This window comes from Bartonella sp. AD24XZML, from assembly GCF_042196485.1.
Taxonomy (GTDB): domain Bacteria; phylum Pseudomonadota; class Alphaproteobacteria; order Rhizobiales; family Rhizobiaceae; genus Bartonella.
Map to the genome: position 1 here is coordinate 22,787 of NZ_JBHIQH010000045.1, position 14,970 is coordinate 37,756.

The 14,970-nt window shown below is 38.4% G+C and carries 14 protein-coding genes and 2 pseudogenes; 14 read left to right on the forward strand and 2 right to left on the reverse strand.

Features of this window, described 5'->3' with window-relative positions; translation table 11 throughout:
* Positions 1–526: 526 nt before the first annotated feature.
* Positions 527–772, forward strand: a pseudogene (locus ACFIMX_RS04000) (helix-turn-helix domain-containing protein); the annotation flags it as partial.
* On the opposite strand, the gene ACFIMX_RS04005 reads toward ACFIMX_RS04000, so the two are convergent.
* Both ACFIMX_RS04005 and ACFIMX_RS04010 read right to left on the reverse strand, forming a co-directional pair.
* Positions 750–857 (reverse strand): EexN family lipoprotein, encoded by a 108-nt coding sequence (locus tag ACFIMX_RS04005; RefSeq protein WP_375639563.1) that lies wholly within the window; start codon positions 855–857, stop codon positions 750–752. The pseudogene ACFIMX_RS04000 and the gene ACFIMX_RS04005 sit on opposite strands and share 23 nt — an antisense overlap.
* A gap of 1,059 nt (positions 858–1,916) precedes the next feature.
* The gene (locus ACFIMX_RS04010) at positions 1,917–2,642 is read right to left on the reverse strand and encodes a hypothetical protein (RefSeq protein WP_375618273.1); all 726 of its coding nucleotides are present in this window, start codon (positions 2,640–2,642) and stop codon (positions 1,917–1,919) included.
* Positions 2,643–3,040: 398 nt separating this feature from the next.
* Here ACFIMX_RS04010 and ACFIMX_RS04015 point away from each other — a divergent pair, with 398 nt between their 5' ends.
* From ACFIMX_RS04015 to traG, 13 genes and pseudogenes are all read left to right on the forward strand, one after another.
* The gene (locus ACFIMX_RS04015) at positions 3,041–3,364 is read left to right on the forward strand and encodes a TrbC/VirB2 family protein (RefSeq protein ID WP_375618274.1); all 324 of its coding nucleotides are present in this window, start codon (positions 3,041–3,043) and stop codon (positions 3,362–3,364) included.
* Entirely contained in the window at positions 3,365–3,673 is a 309-nt protein-coding gene (locus tag ACFIMX_RS04020; RefSeq protein ID WP_273723684.1) for a type IV secretion system protein VirB3, read from the forward strand.
* Between the two features lie 22 nt (positions 3,674–3,695).
* Positions 3,696–6,050: a VirB4 family type IV secretion/conjugal transfer ATPase gene (locus tag ACFIMX_RS04025; RefSeq protein WP_375618275.1), complete on the forward strand. Its 2,355-nt coding sequence runs from the start codon at positions 3,696–3,698 to the stop codon at positions 6,048–6,050.
* Positions 6,047–6,532 (forward strand): type IV secretion system protein VirB5, encoded by a 486-nt coding sequence (locus ACFIMX_RS04030; RefSeq protein WP_375618276.1) that lies wholly within the window; start codon positions 6,047–6,049, stop codon positions 6,530–6,532. Before ACFIMX_RS04025 ends, ACFIMX_RS04030 begins: the two co-directional genes overlap by 4 nt.
* Positions 6,519–7,505, forward strand: a complete 987-nt coding sequence (locus ACFIMX_RS04035; protein ID WP_375618277.1) for a type IV secretion system protein — start codon at positions 6,519–6,521, stop codon at positions 7,503–7,505. The genes ACFIMX_RS04030 and ACFIMX_RS04035 overlap by 14 nt, the downstream gene beginning before the upstream one ends.
* Positions 7,506–7,715: 210 nt before the next feature.
* The gene (locus ACFIMX_RS04040; protein WP_375618278.1) at positions 7,716–8,018 is read left to right on the forward strand and encodes a type IV secretion system protein VirB7; all 303 of its coding nucleotides are present in this window, start codon (positions 7,716–7,718) and stop codon (positions 8,016–8,018) included.
* Positions 7,972–8,676 carry a virB8 family protein gene (locus ACFIMX_RS04045; protein WP_375618279.1) on the forward strand — a complete coding sequence of 235 codons (705 nt, stop codon included), beginning with the start codon at positions 7,972–7,974 and terminating at the stop codon, positions 8,674–8,676. The genes ACFIMX_RS04040 and ACFIMX_RS04045 overlap by 47 nt, the downstream gene beginning before the upstream one ends.
* Positions 8,673–9,539, forward strand: coding sequence for a P-type conjugative transfer protein VirB9 (gene virB9 / locus ACFIMX_RS04050; protein ID WP_375618280.1), 867 nt, complete (start codon positions 8,673–8,675; stop codon positions 9,537–9,539). The genes ACFIMX_RS04045 and virB9 overlap by 4 nt, the downstream gene beginning before the upstream one ends.
* On the forward strand, positions 9,532–10,692 hold the full coding sequence (gene virB10 / locus ACFIMX_RS04055) for a type IV secretion system protein VirB10 (RefSeq protein ID WP_375612191.1): 1,161 nt from the start codon (positions 9,532–9,534) through the stop codon (positions 10,690–10,692). The genes virB9 and virB10 overlap by 8 nt, the downstream gene beginning before the upstream one ends.
* Positions 10,689–11,759, forward strand: a complete 1,071-nt coding sequence (virB11, locus tag ACFIMX_RS04060) for a P-type DNA transfer ATPase VirB11 (protein ID WP_375618281.1) — start codon at positions 10,689–10,691, stop codon at positions 11,757–11,759. The genes virB10 and virB11 overlap by 4 nt, the downstream gene beginning before the upstream one ends.
* A 65-nt stretch (positions 11,760–11,824) precedes the next feature.
* Complete coding sequence (locus ACFIMX_RS04065; protein WP_375610603.1) at positions 11,825–12,040, forward strand: antitoxin VbhA family protein; 216 nt, start codon at positions 11,825–11,827, stop codon at positions 12,038–12,040.
* 10 nt (positions 12,041–12,050) lie between these two features.
* Positions 12,051–12,680 (forward strand): annotated as a pseudogene (locus ACFIMX_RS04070) (Fic/DOC family protein); the annotation flags it as partial.
* Positions 12,681–12,868: 188 nt separating this feature from the next.
* Positions 12,869–14,788, forward strand: coding sequence for a Ti-type conjugative transfer system protein TraG (gene traG, locus ACFIMX_RS04075; RefSeq protein WP_375639561.1), 1,920 nt, complete (start codon positions 12,869–12,871; stop codon positions 14,786–14,788).
* The last annotated feature ends 182 nt before the right edge of the window (positions 14,789–14,970 follow it).

Sequence of the window (14,970 nt, forward strand, 5' to 3'; positions counted from 1 at the left end):
ATAAGATCTATAATGTTTTGAGTTTATTTTGCATGAGGGCTCTTTACTCATAAAAGCTTTCCCCTATCATCATGATATCTCAGACGCATCAAAACAAGTCATTTTGGTTATTGGTTAAGGACAGCACCGTAAGCGGTGACTTGAGCTTAAAAACCAAGTTTTACCTTCGTAAAATGCATATCTGATGTCATGAGTTGAGTAAGCAAACCTTAAAACTTTGAAAGGCAAACAACCTCCTATTTAAAAAAATCTATCCGTCTCAAGAAAAACTATTTTTATTGCCAATCTCCTAAAATTACTTTATGAATCGAAAAATGTTTTGATCGCATACGCAACGATCAAAAGGGGTCTTGAAAACCCGAAACCCTAGCGTAAAAATAAACCCACTATGTGGGTATCCCGGAATTCCGGGAGATTTTGCTATGTCCAGGTGCTCCAAGCACTAAAAGCAAAATGCTGACTAGGGTTCAGTGTTTTCAAGCTCCCGGAATACCAATGCGAGGGCGCTCGCACCTGGAGGGGGAAAATGCAAGCTCAAAATCTTAATATTGATCTTTTTGTAGGCAAAAAAATTCGCTTTAGGCGAAAAGTGCTAAAAATGTCTCAAAAAACATTAGGGCATCATTTAGGTGTCACTTTTCAACAAATCCAAAAGTATGAAAAAGGCTTAAATCGCGTGAGCGCAGGACGTTTAAAGGAAATTTCCGATATTTTGAATGTTCTACTTGCCTTTTTTTACACTGATATCATCAAAAAAGACAACACTTCGTTCCCCATTCTTCTCTTAATTTTGCATCTTTTTTAAAATCTTCTACGCTATAGGTTTTTTCACACCCCAAGACGAATAATAGAATCATGCATAATAAATAATTTTTTTCATTTTACTCCTCTTTAAATACCTTATCTGTTAATATCATCCCCCCAAATGAGGGTTGAATTTTCACACTGTATGAGAATACAGCCTCACTATCACTTGCTTGCTTTCAAAGTGAATACTCTGAGTAAAATAACGCAAGAAGAGCTCACAATAGCCATCGTATGAGTTTGTCATAAAATACAATGAGAAGGGAAAGAGCCCAAACTGAATACAAATGATGAAATCAGAAGACGCATTAATGCTTTTGTCCAACTGATTTCAAATAGTTACATTGCAATAGGCATCGCCCCTAGCCCTATAGAAAACCTATGAGCATTATAATACTTAATCTCACGATCATTAAACCACAAAGCTATAACAAAAAAGTATGAGCTCTTTTTACCTATTTATATGTTGATTATTGTTCCCCATCGAATGCTTAAATAGAAGCGTTTTGTGATATATAGAAAACAATCAGCAATGCAAATCATTTTTACGAAGATTTCTTCGTGTAGAGTCTATTTGAAATCCATCCATCATTTGGAAGTCTGAATTTAAAAGCAGATAATTATGAAAGCTTTTCAAGGAACGCAACAGATTGATCACTTTTAAAGAAGTAAAAAACGTGATCCAATCCTGAAGACAAAATTCTGATGAAAAAACTTTTGCTATGAATTCTTTTAAGGCATTGTGAAAGATTCTATCCGTTATATCAAACGTTACACCATTTTTGGGTCTGTTCATTTTTTACTTTTATCAACACCGCTCTAGAAATCCGTTTCTTGAGCGTTTTTTATCGCCTCACTTTCTCCTTCAAACACAAATACTCAAAAATGCTTTGCCACCAACAATGACATTTTCCTGCTTTTATAAAACACATAAGTAAAAATAGAGAAGCGATTTTGAAAGCAACCCTACCTTGAAAAGGGAAGTACCATCCATTTACTTCCTAAACGAAAATAATCTCACCGTTTATTCAAATTTGCTCTACGATTTGGTACAATTTTATTGATAAAGTTTTCTCTATAAAAATTTAAGTAAATATGTTCGTTAAAACCAATCATGGACTAGCAAAGGGGTTATAGGATCCATTATCTCGCCGCCATTTTAAAGGTTCAGTGAAATCACTCGACCAAAGACCAATCTTGTTACCACGTGCTTTTTCTTCCGCATGATGATACTGGGCTGGAATAGGATTTTTCCCCTCTTTTGAGAGTACCAACATACCTTCTTTAAGACCTGCCTCAGCTAAATCAACCCCTTGAACAAAACATTGCGCATAATAAACACCATTGTGCATCAAAGCCTGTTTACAGGATAAATCCTGTCCAAGTGTTTTGGTGACAAGCCAAGCCGTTGTAACCGCACCACAGGGCCATTCTTGATCATTTAATCTTGCTTTTTGACGGGGTGCACATGTGTCCACACCATAAAGATGAATATCACGGGAGATATGTGAGCGCCAAGATTGTGCAGCAGGCGTCAGTAATTTAAATGTAACCCCACTTGTAACAGAAGCCTTACCATGAAAAACAACAGCATTATTTGCAACATCATTTAATGAAACACTCTTCTGCAAATCGAGAGCTGGTTCATTTTTTTCTAATTGCTGTTTGGTGATAGATCTACCCAACTTTTTTTCTTCTCGATAAAGATCGACAATATCTTGGATATCTTGCGTCTCAAATGTTTTAAGAATGCTGAAATCCATTTTATCTTTATATTGGCTTAATCCCCACACTGTGGCCCCTATAATATAAATAATAACAATCAATTTAAATAGCATCTCTTAACACGCTCGCTCAAAAAATTCGTTTTTTTCCTATCATATCAGATTATTGATCAGCAATCCCCTTGTTTTTAAAGAAAAAATCCAAATATAAATGTTGCAGATTAACTACATTTTGTAAAGAATGATATTCTTTCTTTCATTATTTTAATATTGTTATTTTTACCAATATACACAACTTAAAATTGCCATTTTCATGTAACACAATCTCAACCTGAAAAGACTTCTGTCTCTTTACGAAGAAGAGCTTGAGAGTGAACAGATCCACGATCAAGGCTTTTAAAACAAACAAACAAGAAGAATTAAACTGTCATCAAATGACAGCACTCTTCAGTTTGTTAGAGGCAATGGAATGTCGACATATAAACAAATATTATTTGTTAAAGAGAGGTAAAATGACAGATAATAGATTCCAAAACATCATTTTTATCGTGACCATGCTGCTTTTTACGGCAGTTTTTGTATCTGATTTTTCTTATGCTGCTACTACTACTGGTGGTGGAGGTGGTCTGGGAAATCTTGATGGTGTTTTAGGCAACATTGTCACAATGATGACGGGTCCAACGGCAAAGCTTATTGCTATTATATGTGTTGCTGCTGTGGGGATTGGCTGGATGTACGGCTTTATTGATTTACGCAAAGCAGCTTACTGTGTTCTGGGGATTGCTATTGTTTTTGGTGCCCCTGCTCTTGTCGGTAAATTAGCGGGCACAGCATAAATGAACGAAGATACTCTTTTCCTTGCCTGTACGCGCCCGGCCATGTTTGCTGGTGTTACAATGGAAGCGATGGCGCTCAATGTCATGGCGACATCCATTCTTTTCATTTTGACCAGTGATTTTACCATGTTTGGTCTTGGGATTGGGATACACTTTATTTTGCGAGAAGTGACAAAGTACGATCACAACCAATTTCGCGTATTATTTGCATGGCTCAATACCCGAGGAAAACAAAAAAACCTCAACCGATGGGGAGGAGGTTCAACCTCCCCTTTACGCCTTATCCGCACTTATAAGGAACTAAGCTGAAGGAACGAAATTGGTGAAACAGATGTCAATAATGAAACGGGAAACTTTGCCTGAAGAATATATTCCCTATATACGCTACATCAACCAACATGTCATTGCTTTAAATTCACGCTGTTTAATGGTTGTGATGGCTGTTGAGGGTATAAATTTCGACACCGCGGATATTGATCAATTAAATTCTTTACACAACCAATTAAACACCCTTTTAAAAAATATCGCAGACGAACGGCTTGCTTTATATTCTCACATCATCCGCCGCCGTGAAACGATATACCCAGAAGGTCATTTTCTTTCATCTTTTGCAACAACATTAGATGAAAAATATAAAAAGAAAATGGTTTCGCAAGAACTGTATAGAAATGATTTATTTATTTCACTGGTTTGGAATCCGGTCGCGGATAAAACAGAAAAGCTGGTTTCATTTTTTCAGCGCTTGAGCAAAGCCAAGAAAACACAATCTGAACCCGATGAGGAAGCTATTCGTAAACTCGAAGAGTTAAGTCAAGATCTTATGCAAGGTTTGGAAGAGTATGAAGTCCGTCTACTATCAATCTATGAACATGAAGGACTTTTATTTGCCGAACAAAGTGAATTTCTCCACCAGCTAGTGGGGGGAAGACGTGAGCGTATTCCTCTCACATTTGGAACTATTGCTTCAACAATTTACTCGGATCGTGTTATTTTTGGGAAAGAAATTATCGAAATTCGCCATGAAAGCAATGAACGCTTTGTGGGCATGTTTGGATGGAAAGAGTATCCTTCTAAAACACGCCCAGGTATGACTGATGGTCTGCTTACGGTGCCATTTGAATTCATCTTAACACAATCCTTTGTCTTTAAAAGTAAAGCAGCCGCCAGTGCGATTATGAGCCGCAAACAAAATCAAATGATCAATGCAGCTGACCGTGCTAGCTCACAAATCGATGCACTGGATGAAGCGCTAGATGATTTAGAATCAAACCGTTTTGTTTTGGGAGAACACCACATTTCTTTAGCTGTTTTTGCTGATCATCCCAAAATATTGTCTGAAAACTTATCGAAAGCACGTTCTCATTTAACCAATGGGGGAGCAGTGATTGCCAGAGAAGATTTAGGATTGGAAGCAGCATGGTGGGCACAGCTTCCTGGAAACTTTAGCTATCGTGCGCGTTCAGGCGCCATTACCAGCAGAAACTTTGCCGCTTTATCGCCCTTCCATTCTTTCCCCGTTGGCAAACTGAACGATAATGTTTGGGGAGCTGCTGTCGCATTGCTAAAAACACAGGCTGGTTCACCTTACTATTTTAATTTTCATTATGGCGATCTTGGAAACACATTTGTTTGTGGTCCATCAGGATCTGGTAAAACAGTGATTGTTAATTTTCTTCTTGCACAATTACAAAAACACAATCCAACTATGGTTTTTTTTGATAAAGATCAAGGAGCAGAGATTTTTGTACGGGCTGGAGGAGGAAAATACAAACCTTTAAAAAATGGGCAGCCTACGGGTATTGCTCCCTTAAAGGGCATGAAATACACCGAAAAAAATAAAATCTTTCTTCGTAATTGGATCTTAAAGCTGGTGGCCGCTGAAGGGCAAATCGTAACGGAAGAAGAGCGACAAGATATCGCCAAAGCCATCGATTCCTTAGAAAACTTACCCCCAACCCAGCGCTCTCTTGGTGCCCTTCAACTGTTTTTTGACAACACATCCAAAGAAGGGATTGCCATACGGCTGCAACGCTGGATTAGAGGCAATGATTTAGGATGGGTTTTTGATAATGATCAAGATGATCTCAATTTAAATGCGCAGTTCATTGGCTATGACATGACCGATTTCTTAGATAATGAAGAAATTCGGCGCCCCTTAATGATGTATCTCTTTCACCGCATTCTTGATTTGATTGATGGGCGGCGCATCATTATCGTCGTTGATGAATTCTGGAAAGCTTTAGAAGATGATTCATTTAAAGCTTTTGCGCAAGATCGGCTAAAAACAATTCGTAAACAAAATGGCATGATGCTCTTTGCAACACAAAGCCCTAAAGATGCTTTGAACTCAACAATCGCGCACACAATCATTGAGCAATGCCCCACCCAAATATTTTTTCCAAATCAAAAAGCAAATTACAATGATTATGTCGAAGCTTTCAAACTTACTGAGCGTGAATTTGAACTGATACAGTCAGAGTTAAGCAGAGAATCCCGTCGTTTTCTCATCAAACAAGGACAAAGTTCCGTCGTTGCAGAACTTAACTTACGTGGAATGAATAATGAGATCGCCGTTTTAAGCGGCACAACAAAAAACATTGAACTCATGAATGAAATTATCAACGAATATGGAGCTGCCCCTGAAAAATGGCTGCCCATATTTTATCAAAGGAGAAAAAATCAATGAAAAAATATGGCTTAGTTACACTGTTATCTTTTTCTTTTATTTCTCATGCAATAGCGCAAACAACACCCGATGTAGATGAATATTATAAACAAGCACTCGAGAACACACAAAAATTAAATACTGCAAAATCTGAAACAGCTGAAAGCATTTATAAAACAGCAACTGAAACTGCAAAAAAAATCAAAGACATAAGTCAACAACTTGAAAATATTAAATCAAAACCAGACACAAAACCAGAAGAATTGCAAGCCCTTCGACAAGATCTTCAAGTAAAGCTTTCTCTTCTTCAAGCAGGTCTTCAAGTGAATTCTTTAAAACTTCAGTCTCTTGATATGATTCAAGCAAGAGATACGAAAACAAAAGATGAGCTACGTGAAGAAAAGGAACAACAAAAGCATAAATATCTTGAGGCACAATTAAAAGAAAAAGAAAAGAAATTAAAAGAAAAACTTGAAAGTACGAGTACAAATGTCAGACTTTAGTTTTTCTCCCTTTGAAAGCGTTTCTGGGTATATTTTAAAACCCCTCGATAATGTGATGGACACAACGGTGAGTGGGCTGTCTTCTGCTATTTCAGCGCCCTTAAATCTCGCCGCAATCATTTTTATCTTTCTTTATGGCTATAATGTTATGACAGGTCGCGTTGCGCTTTCCATGCATAGTCTTCTCAATAATGTTGTTAAAATCGTTGTTGTTACAACAATGGCAACGAATGCGGATACATTTAATACTTATGTCAAGGATATTTTCTTCAATGATTTATCCAATGCTATTGGGAATGCGCTTAACAGTAATCCTGCAAGCTCCAATGTTTTTGATTATATTTTGTTAAAGGCAAGTTCGCGTTATCAAGAAGTCTTATACAATGCTTGGTTTTTTGAAAAGATCATTGTGGGTCTTCTTGGTTCTATCATGCTTCTCGCGGTTATTCTTTTTTGTATAGGTGGTTTTATTGTGCAAATGTTTGCACAAGTTGCACTGGTCATGATTATAGGTCTTGGTCCTCTATTTATTAGTTTGTATTTGTTCAATGCAACGCGAAAATACTCTGATGCATGGATTACAACTTTGATCAATTTTACCATTTTACAAGTTCTCGTAATCATGCTTGGAACCATTATATGTCAAGTTATCCTACAGGTTCTCAAAGTTTCATATGAATCAATTTACGTTCTTTTTCCCCCTGTCATCGTCATTTCGATCATAGGAGTTATTATCTTCCGTGCGCTTCCTGGTATTGCAACAGCGCTGGCCTCTGGCGGACCATACTTTAACGCTGGTGTCTCTTCAGGAGGACAGATTTTTACAATGCTTTCCAATGGTGCAAGAGCGAGTGGCAATGCAGTAAAAAATGCCACTTCACAAATCTCAGGAGCTGCCGGTAACGCTGTTAGAAGTGCGGCAGGGGCGGCAGCAAAAGCAGGTAAATCTGGAGGCGGTCGTGGTCGATTTTAAGATAAAGCACCTCTTTAAAAGAATAAGCATTTTTGTTTTTGCCTTGTGTGCGCCCTTTGGCGTACACGCCATGATCCTGTTCCAGATAAGATCTAACATCTTGGGTCTAACAACAAAACCAATCAAAATCTTGCATCACATAAACTTGTAAAAATGTTCAGAACAAAGGCTCTCATGCATTGTATTCCAAGATATTTGTGAGTTCAAAAAATGAAACGAAAAATAACTTTTGTTATGGTCCTAACAATCGCTCTTACTGGTTGTGCCTCTTTGAGTGGCCCTAAAAAACCACCACGCTGTAATGGTAAACATACACGTGCTTTAAATAAAGATAAGTGGAATTGGGACAATAAAAACATTGTCTACCCAGAAAAGAGCGTAAAGCCTGTTACCACTCCCATCATTCTCAATACTTTGGAAAGTGAAAAAGTAATAGCCAATTCAGCTTTATTAAAGCCGGTTATTCATGAAGCACGATCTGATAAAACTGTGGAGGTTATGCGTGAAAAGTGATGCCCTTGAAGAATATATAAAAGAAGCGCGCTCATTTGACATTGATCGCATGCATAGCATGCGCGTGCGGATGAAAATCTCCATGGCTTTAACAGTGCTTTTTGGATTGATGACAATTGCGCTGGCTTTAGCTGTCGCAGCTTTGACGCCTTTGAAAACGGTAGAACCTTTTGTTATCCGCGTTGATAACTCAACAGGCATTATTGATACTGTAAGCGCCCTAAAAGAATCCCCTAACGACTATGATGAAGCGATAACGCGTTATTTTGCCAGCCAATACGTTCGCGCTCGTGAAGGTTTTCAAGCATCAGAAGCAGAAAACAATTTTCGCTTAATCTCTCTTTTATCTTCTCCAAAAGAACAAAACCGTTTTGCAAAATGGTACGCGGGTAATAATCCAGAAAGTCCGCAAAATATTTATCATAACATGATTGCTACGGTCACAATCAAATCAATTTCTTTTATAAGCAAAGATCTTATCCAAGTTCGTTACTATAAAACGATCAGAGACTTGAATGAAAAAGAAAATATTTCCCATTGGATTTCAATCTTAAATTTTTCCTACGTGAACGCACACATTTCAACGTCTGATCGTCTTATCAACCCTCTTGGTTTTCAAGTATCGGAATATAGATCTGATCCAGAGGTGATAAAATGATCAGACTTTTACAAACAATCTCTTTAATTTTTACGATCACTGTCAGCTTTCACACAGTTCTCTCACTTGCAGAAACAGCGCCTGTCAGTGCACGTAAAGATAACCGCATCAGATTTGTCAATTATGACCCCTACAACGTCGTACAAATCATTGGCTCCATTCGCTCTTCGGTTCAACTAGAATTTGCCGTTGATGAAGAAGTAACCTATGTAGGAATTGGAAATTCGGTTGCTTGGCAAGTTGCACCGGCTGGACACTTTGTTTTTCTCAAACCACGTGAAGTCCAGCCTGTGACAAATTTACAAATTGTCACAAGCCGCCAAGATGGAACACAACGCTCTTATCAATTCGAGCTACAAGTCCGTGAAGGCGATGTTTCAGCCGGCAATGAGACGTATTTCTTAGTAAAGTTTCGTTATCCAGAAGATGAAGCCTTACGTAAGAAATTAGCCGAAGCAGAAAGAGAAAAACAACGTGAAGAAAACTTTGTCAATGATATTTTAAATATCCATGAAGATTTTGGACCACGCAATTGGGCTTATGAAGCTCAAGGCTCATCCCTTATTGAACCCGCTTCTGTCTATGATAATGGGAAAACAACAACCTTTACCTTTTTAGGCAACATTGAAATCCCTGCCATTTACATTGTATCGCCTGATGGGCAAGAAGCGCTTATTCCCAAATCGATTAAAGGCAACAAGGTTATTGTTCATGCAACAGCTGCACAATTCACGCTACGACGTGGGAATGAAGTATTGTGCATCTTTAACAAAAGGTTCGTACCAAAAGGAATTAATCCTGAAACAGGTACGACATCACCATCTGTACAACGTAAAGTGAACCTAGGAAGCAGCCATGAATAACACCGTGGATGAAAAAAGCATTAATGATCGCGATACAATAAAAAATGCTCAAGGGAAAAGTCAACAGAACAATGTGGGGAAAGCTATTGCTCTTATTATTCTTTTCAGTGTCTGTCTTTATTTAGCCTATTCAACACTTGTTACAGACAAAAAGCAACCAATTGAATCTTCAAAAGAAGGAAAAGTTATAAAACAAACAGAGCTTTTTCATCCTGCAAAGCCTACCCCTCCCCCCTTTGAACAGCCTCAACGAAATAACGCTCTATTACCAAAAGTCGAGCTACCAACACCAAACATCAATCAATTAAATTCTGATGACTCACTGCTGGAGGCAGCACAACGTGCTCCTGTATTAGCTTATGCAAGTACACAACAAGGCAAAATAGATTCACAAACAAATAATGGTGCTTTGCCTCACCAACTTGAAAGTAAACCTGATGAAACGACACAACGTTTTAATCATCTTCTCAAACCCACAGTGCTTGAAGGTATTCGTGCTTCAACCCTTGGCAATCGAAACTACATCATCGCGATGGGAACTTCTATTCCTTGTATTTTAGAAACAGCCATCAACAGTGATCAACAAGGTTTTGCCAGTTGTATCATCTCCAGAGATATCTTATCAGACAATGGTCGTGTTGTGCTTCTTGATAAAGGCACCCAAATTGTTGGTGAATATCGCGCCGGATTGAAAAAAGGCCAAACACGTCTCTTTGTACTATGGAATAGAGCAAAAACCCCCAATGGTATCATTATATCCTTAGCTTCACCGGCAACGGATGCTTTAGGACGTTCTGGTATGGATGGAGATATTGATAACCATTGGCTCGAGAGGATTGGGTCTGCGCTTCTTGTCTCACTAATAAAAGATGCAACACACTATGCCAATAAACGTTTATCAAAAAAACAGGAAAAAGAAGAAACTGAAACAATTTCTTCAGGACAAAACATCGCAAACATTCTCGTAGAAAATTACGCCAATATTCCTCCAACATTATCCAAAAACCAAGGGGAAATGGTGAATATCTTTGTCGCCCGCGATTTAGATTTTTCCAGCGTTTATAAATTGAAAGTCATCGAAAACAAAAAACAGATTATCAATCGAGCTGTTTCAAGAAACTTTTACAAAAATTCGGCGGTAACTTTAGAATGAACTCAAACTTACACACCATGAGCGATGAAACGGTCGCGATTGTTCTCACAAAACTTGAACCCATCAGTGCTTTTTTGAAAGATGAGAGCCTTTTTGAAATTGTTATCAATCGTCCCTATCAAGTGATGACGGAAGGATTTGATGGATGGAAAACAATAGAAGCACCGGGGCTCTCTTTTAATGAGCTTATGGGGATTGCGAAAGTTGTAGCATCCTATTCCAAGCAAAACATATCGGATAAAAACCCAATATTATCTGCAACGCTACCAGGCAATGAGCGTATTCAAATTGTCATTCCACCCGCTGTCGAAAAAGACACGATTAGTATGACAATTCGCAAACCGTCATCGCAGAGTTTTTCTCTCGAAGAGCTTGCCAATAAAGGTCTCTTCTCGCTATGTGAGCAGGTATCTTTCACGCCACTGAATGATTATCATACGCGTTTTAACGAACTCAAAATCATCGAGCATAATTTAGCCAATGCCTACTGTAATAAAGACTTTGTCTCTTTTTTAAATCAAGCTGTAGAATGCCAGAAAAATATTTTAATTGCGGGAAAAACCGGTTCGGGTAAAACAACATTATCAAAAGCATTAATCGCCAAAATTCCTCAAGAAGAGCGTATTATCACCATTGAAGACACGCAAGAATTGGTGATCCCACACCCTAACCATGTCTCAATGTTCTATTCAAAAGATGGACAAGGCTTAGCCTCCGTTGGCCCCAAAGAGTTGCTTGAATCATCTTTACGGATGCGTCCTGATCGTATTCTTTTGCAAGAGCTTCGAGATGGTACAGCCTTTTATTATATTCGCAATGTCAATTCAGGCCATCCAGGTTCCATTACGACGGTTCACGCATCAACAGCACTTGCAGCCTTTGAGCAGATGACCCTTTTGGTCAAAGAAAGTGAAGGCGGTGGTGATTTAGAGCGTGATGATATTCGAGGACTGTTGATTTCAATGATTGATATCATCATCCAATGCAAACGGATTGAAGGAAAATTTAAGGTCACAGAAATTTATTACGATCCCTTCAAACAACGAAACATCTTTGGAGGTGACTAAAAGAAGATCACACCGGCTGCCAAAGGCTCTTTTAAAGCAATGATTGCAAATAAGAGAAAAAATGCATGAAAACCAACGAAACAGAAAATAGAGAAAATCTTTTATCGATGACAGAAGAAGAATTAAAAAAACGCCGTGAAGCCGTTGAAGCAGCCATCAGCACCCATGCGATAGAGGGAATAGCGCTTCATCCTACAACACTCAAAATTTTAGAAGAATACGCAAAGGGAAATATTTCACTCGAGGAATTTAACACTCTGATGGACAACGTAAAATTATAAGGAAGCTACGATGCCAAAAGCAAAAGCAAAGACAAAAAATATACAGATAGTTTCTCCCCATCATTATGTCTACCCAAACACCACAACACTCAAAAATAAATATGGAATAAAAGACTTAAAATCCTTTCTGGAGAAATGCTCACATGATACAGCAGAAGCAATGGTTAATCTGCGTGAAGCCCCCTTACCAGAAAAGTGTGATAGCTCCTATCTATGCTCTATTCATCACCACTTATTTAAAAATACCTTTGAATGGGCTGGATATATGCGCCATCTCCCCTTTACATTTGAAGATGGCACCATAGCCGCCATGCCCGAAATGAAAAGAACAGGATGGGAAAATCCTTTTGCACTCGGCGATGAAATCCAAGACGGTTTACAAAAATTAGATCAAACGCTTGCCGAAAAAGATAATTTGCAAGGCTTAACGCGCGAGAAATTTAACGCTGAAGCAATAAGCTTATTTAACACCCTTAACCAACTTCATCCTTTTAGAGAAGGCAATGGACGTACACAACGGGTCTTTTTTGAAAAGCTTGCTCAAGCAGCAGGGCATCAGCTTAACTTTTCACTTGTTACAAAAGAACGCATGATGCTCGCCAGTGTTGCTGTAGCAGAAAATGGTGATCTAGAACCAATGCACCGTTCCAAAGCATTCGCTATGGCCTGCTAAGAATAGACAAAACCTTCCCCCTTAATGAGAAAGGCTCATAAGCGAAAACTGTTTGGCGTTATCTGCACCTTTGCAAAAAGAGATGAGAGTTCATATCACACACCTGGAAAAGAGCATTTCGCAACATATTCTGACAGAATTGAAAGTAAAATACAATGAAATATACCAAAACACAAATGGTACTCATTTTAACACCGATCGCTTTAGGTGCTTTAACGATATTCCTTGTCCCTCATTTTTTATTGTTTATAACAAATGGACTAAAAAGCGATCAAATTTATTGGACACTTCGTTCTGAGCCTTTATTAGTCTTAGCACTAACGGCTGCTGTTTCATTGTTGTATAGTCTCTCGCAAAAACTACACCTGCGTAAAATGATCACTTTTGTCTCCGTTGTCTTTTTTGGAACAACCGCTCTTTACTATATTGGTAGTGAAATAAAACGCTTAAGTCCCTATGTTGGCCAACAAGGAATAACATGGGGCTATGCTCTTCAATTCATGGACCCCATGGTTGTTTTTGGCATCATCATTGGTGTTTTTTTTTCCATCATTCAATTCGTAACAACCCTTCCCCCTAAAAGTAAGGTCAAGCGCGCAAAAAAAGGTATTTTTGGTGAGGCCGCTTGGATGAATTTAAGAGAGGCAGCAAAAATCTTTCCTGCCAATGGGCAAATTGTTGTGGGTGAAAGATACCGTGTCGATCAAGATAATGTGTGCAACATTCCCTTTGCACCTGGCAATAAAACAACATGGGGAAAGGGTGGAACAGCCCCTTTGCTAACCTTTAATCTTGATTTTGGTTCAACTCATATGATCTTTTTTGCTGGTTCTGGTGGCTATAAAACAACAAGTACAGTAGTTCCTACGTGTTTAACCTATCCAGGGTCTATTATTTGTCTTGATCCTTCAACAGAAGTTGCCCCAATAGTCAAATTTGCCCGTCAAAAGATGGGGAATAGAAATGTTATTGTTCTCGATCCCAATTCACTTTTAACAAAAAGTTTTAATGTCATCGATTGGCTTTTAGATGACAGCGTACCACGCACACAACGTGAAGCAAATATTGTAAGCTTTTCCAAACTGCTTCTCACAGATAAAAAATCAGACAATTCTTCAGCAGAATATTTCTCAACACAAGCCCATAATCTTTTAACGGCTCTTCTTGCTCATGTCATATTTTCTGATGAATATGAAGACCATGAGCGCAATTTAAAAACATTGCGCTCAATTCTTTCTCAATCAGAAACAGCTATTGTCAATCAATTACGCATGATTCAAGAAACAACCCCTTCTCCTTTTATTCGCGAAATGGTTGGTATTTTTACAGAAATGGCAGAACAAACCTTTTCAGGCGTCTATACAACCGCCTCAAAAGACACCCAATGGCTTTCTTTGTCGAATTACGCAGATCTTGTCTGCGGCGATGATTTTTCCTCTTCAGATATTGCCAATGGCAATACAGATGTTTTTCTCAATCTCCCTGCCAGCATTTTAAACAGTTATCCAGCAATAGGACGTGTAATTATTGGGGCCTTTCTCAATGCCATGGTTATAGCGGATGGTAACTATAAAAAGCGAGTTTTATTTGTCTTAGATGAAGTTGACCTTCTAGGCTATATGAATATTTTAGAAGAAGCGCGTGATCGTGGACGTAAATACGGAACATCCCTAATGCTCTTTTATCAATCTTCTGGTCAGTTGGTCAATCACTTTGGAGAATCAGGAGCACGTTCATGGTTTGAAAGCTGCTCCTTTGTCAGCTATGCTGCCATTAAAGACCTCCAAACGGCTAAAGATATTTCAGAACGCTGTGGTCAAATGACTGTTGAAGTCACCGGAACGAGCAAATCAAGAGGTTTATCTTTAGGAAAGAGCTCTTACAATATCAATTACCAACAAAGAGCTCTCATTTTACCCCACGAAGTTATTCAAGAAATGCGTCAAGATGAACAAATTATTCTGATGCAAGGACAACCCCCTTTACGTTGTGGTCGAGCGATCTATTTTAGAAGAAAAGAAATGTTAGCCGCAGCTGCAAAAAACCGTTTTGCCCCAAAAGCACAGAAAAACTAAAAAACACCCTCTAATGGAGGCCATGCATCAAAACAAAAACATCAAAGGATAAAAGCAGAGATTCTATCTCATAAAAGCCTATAAAGAAGGAATTCCCGCTTGATACAACAAGAAAAGTATGGAGAAAAGTCTTTGAATGATGGTATTATGCCTGTGCTTACCAATGCCAATTTTCTTTATAA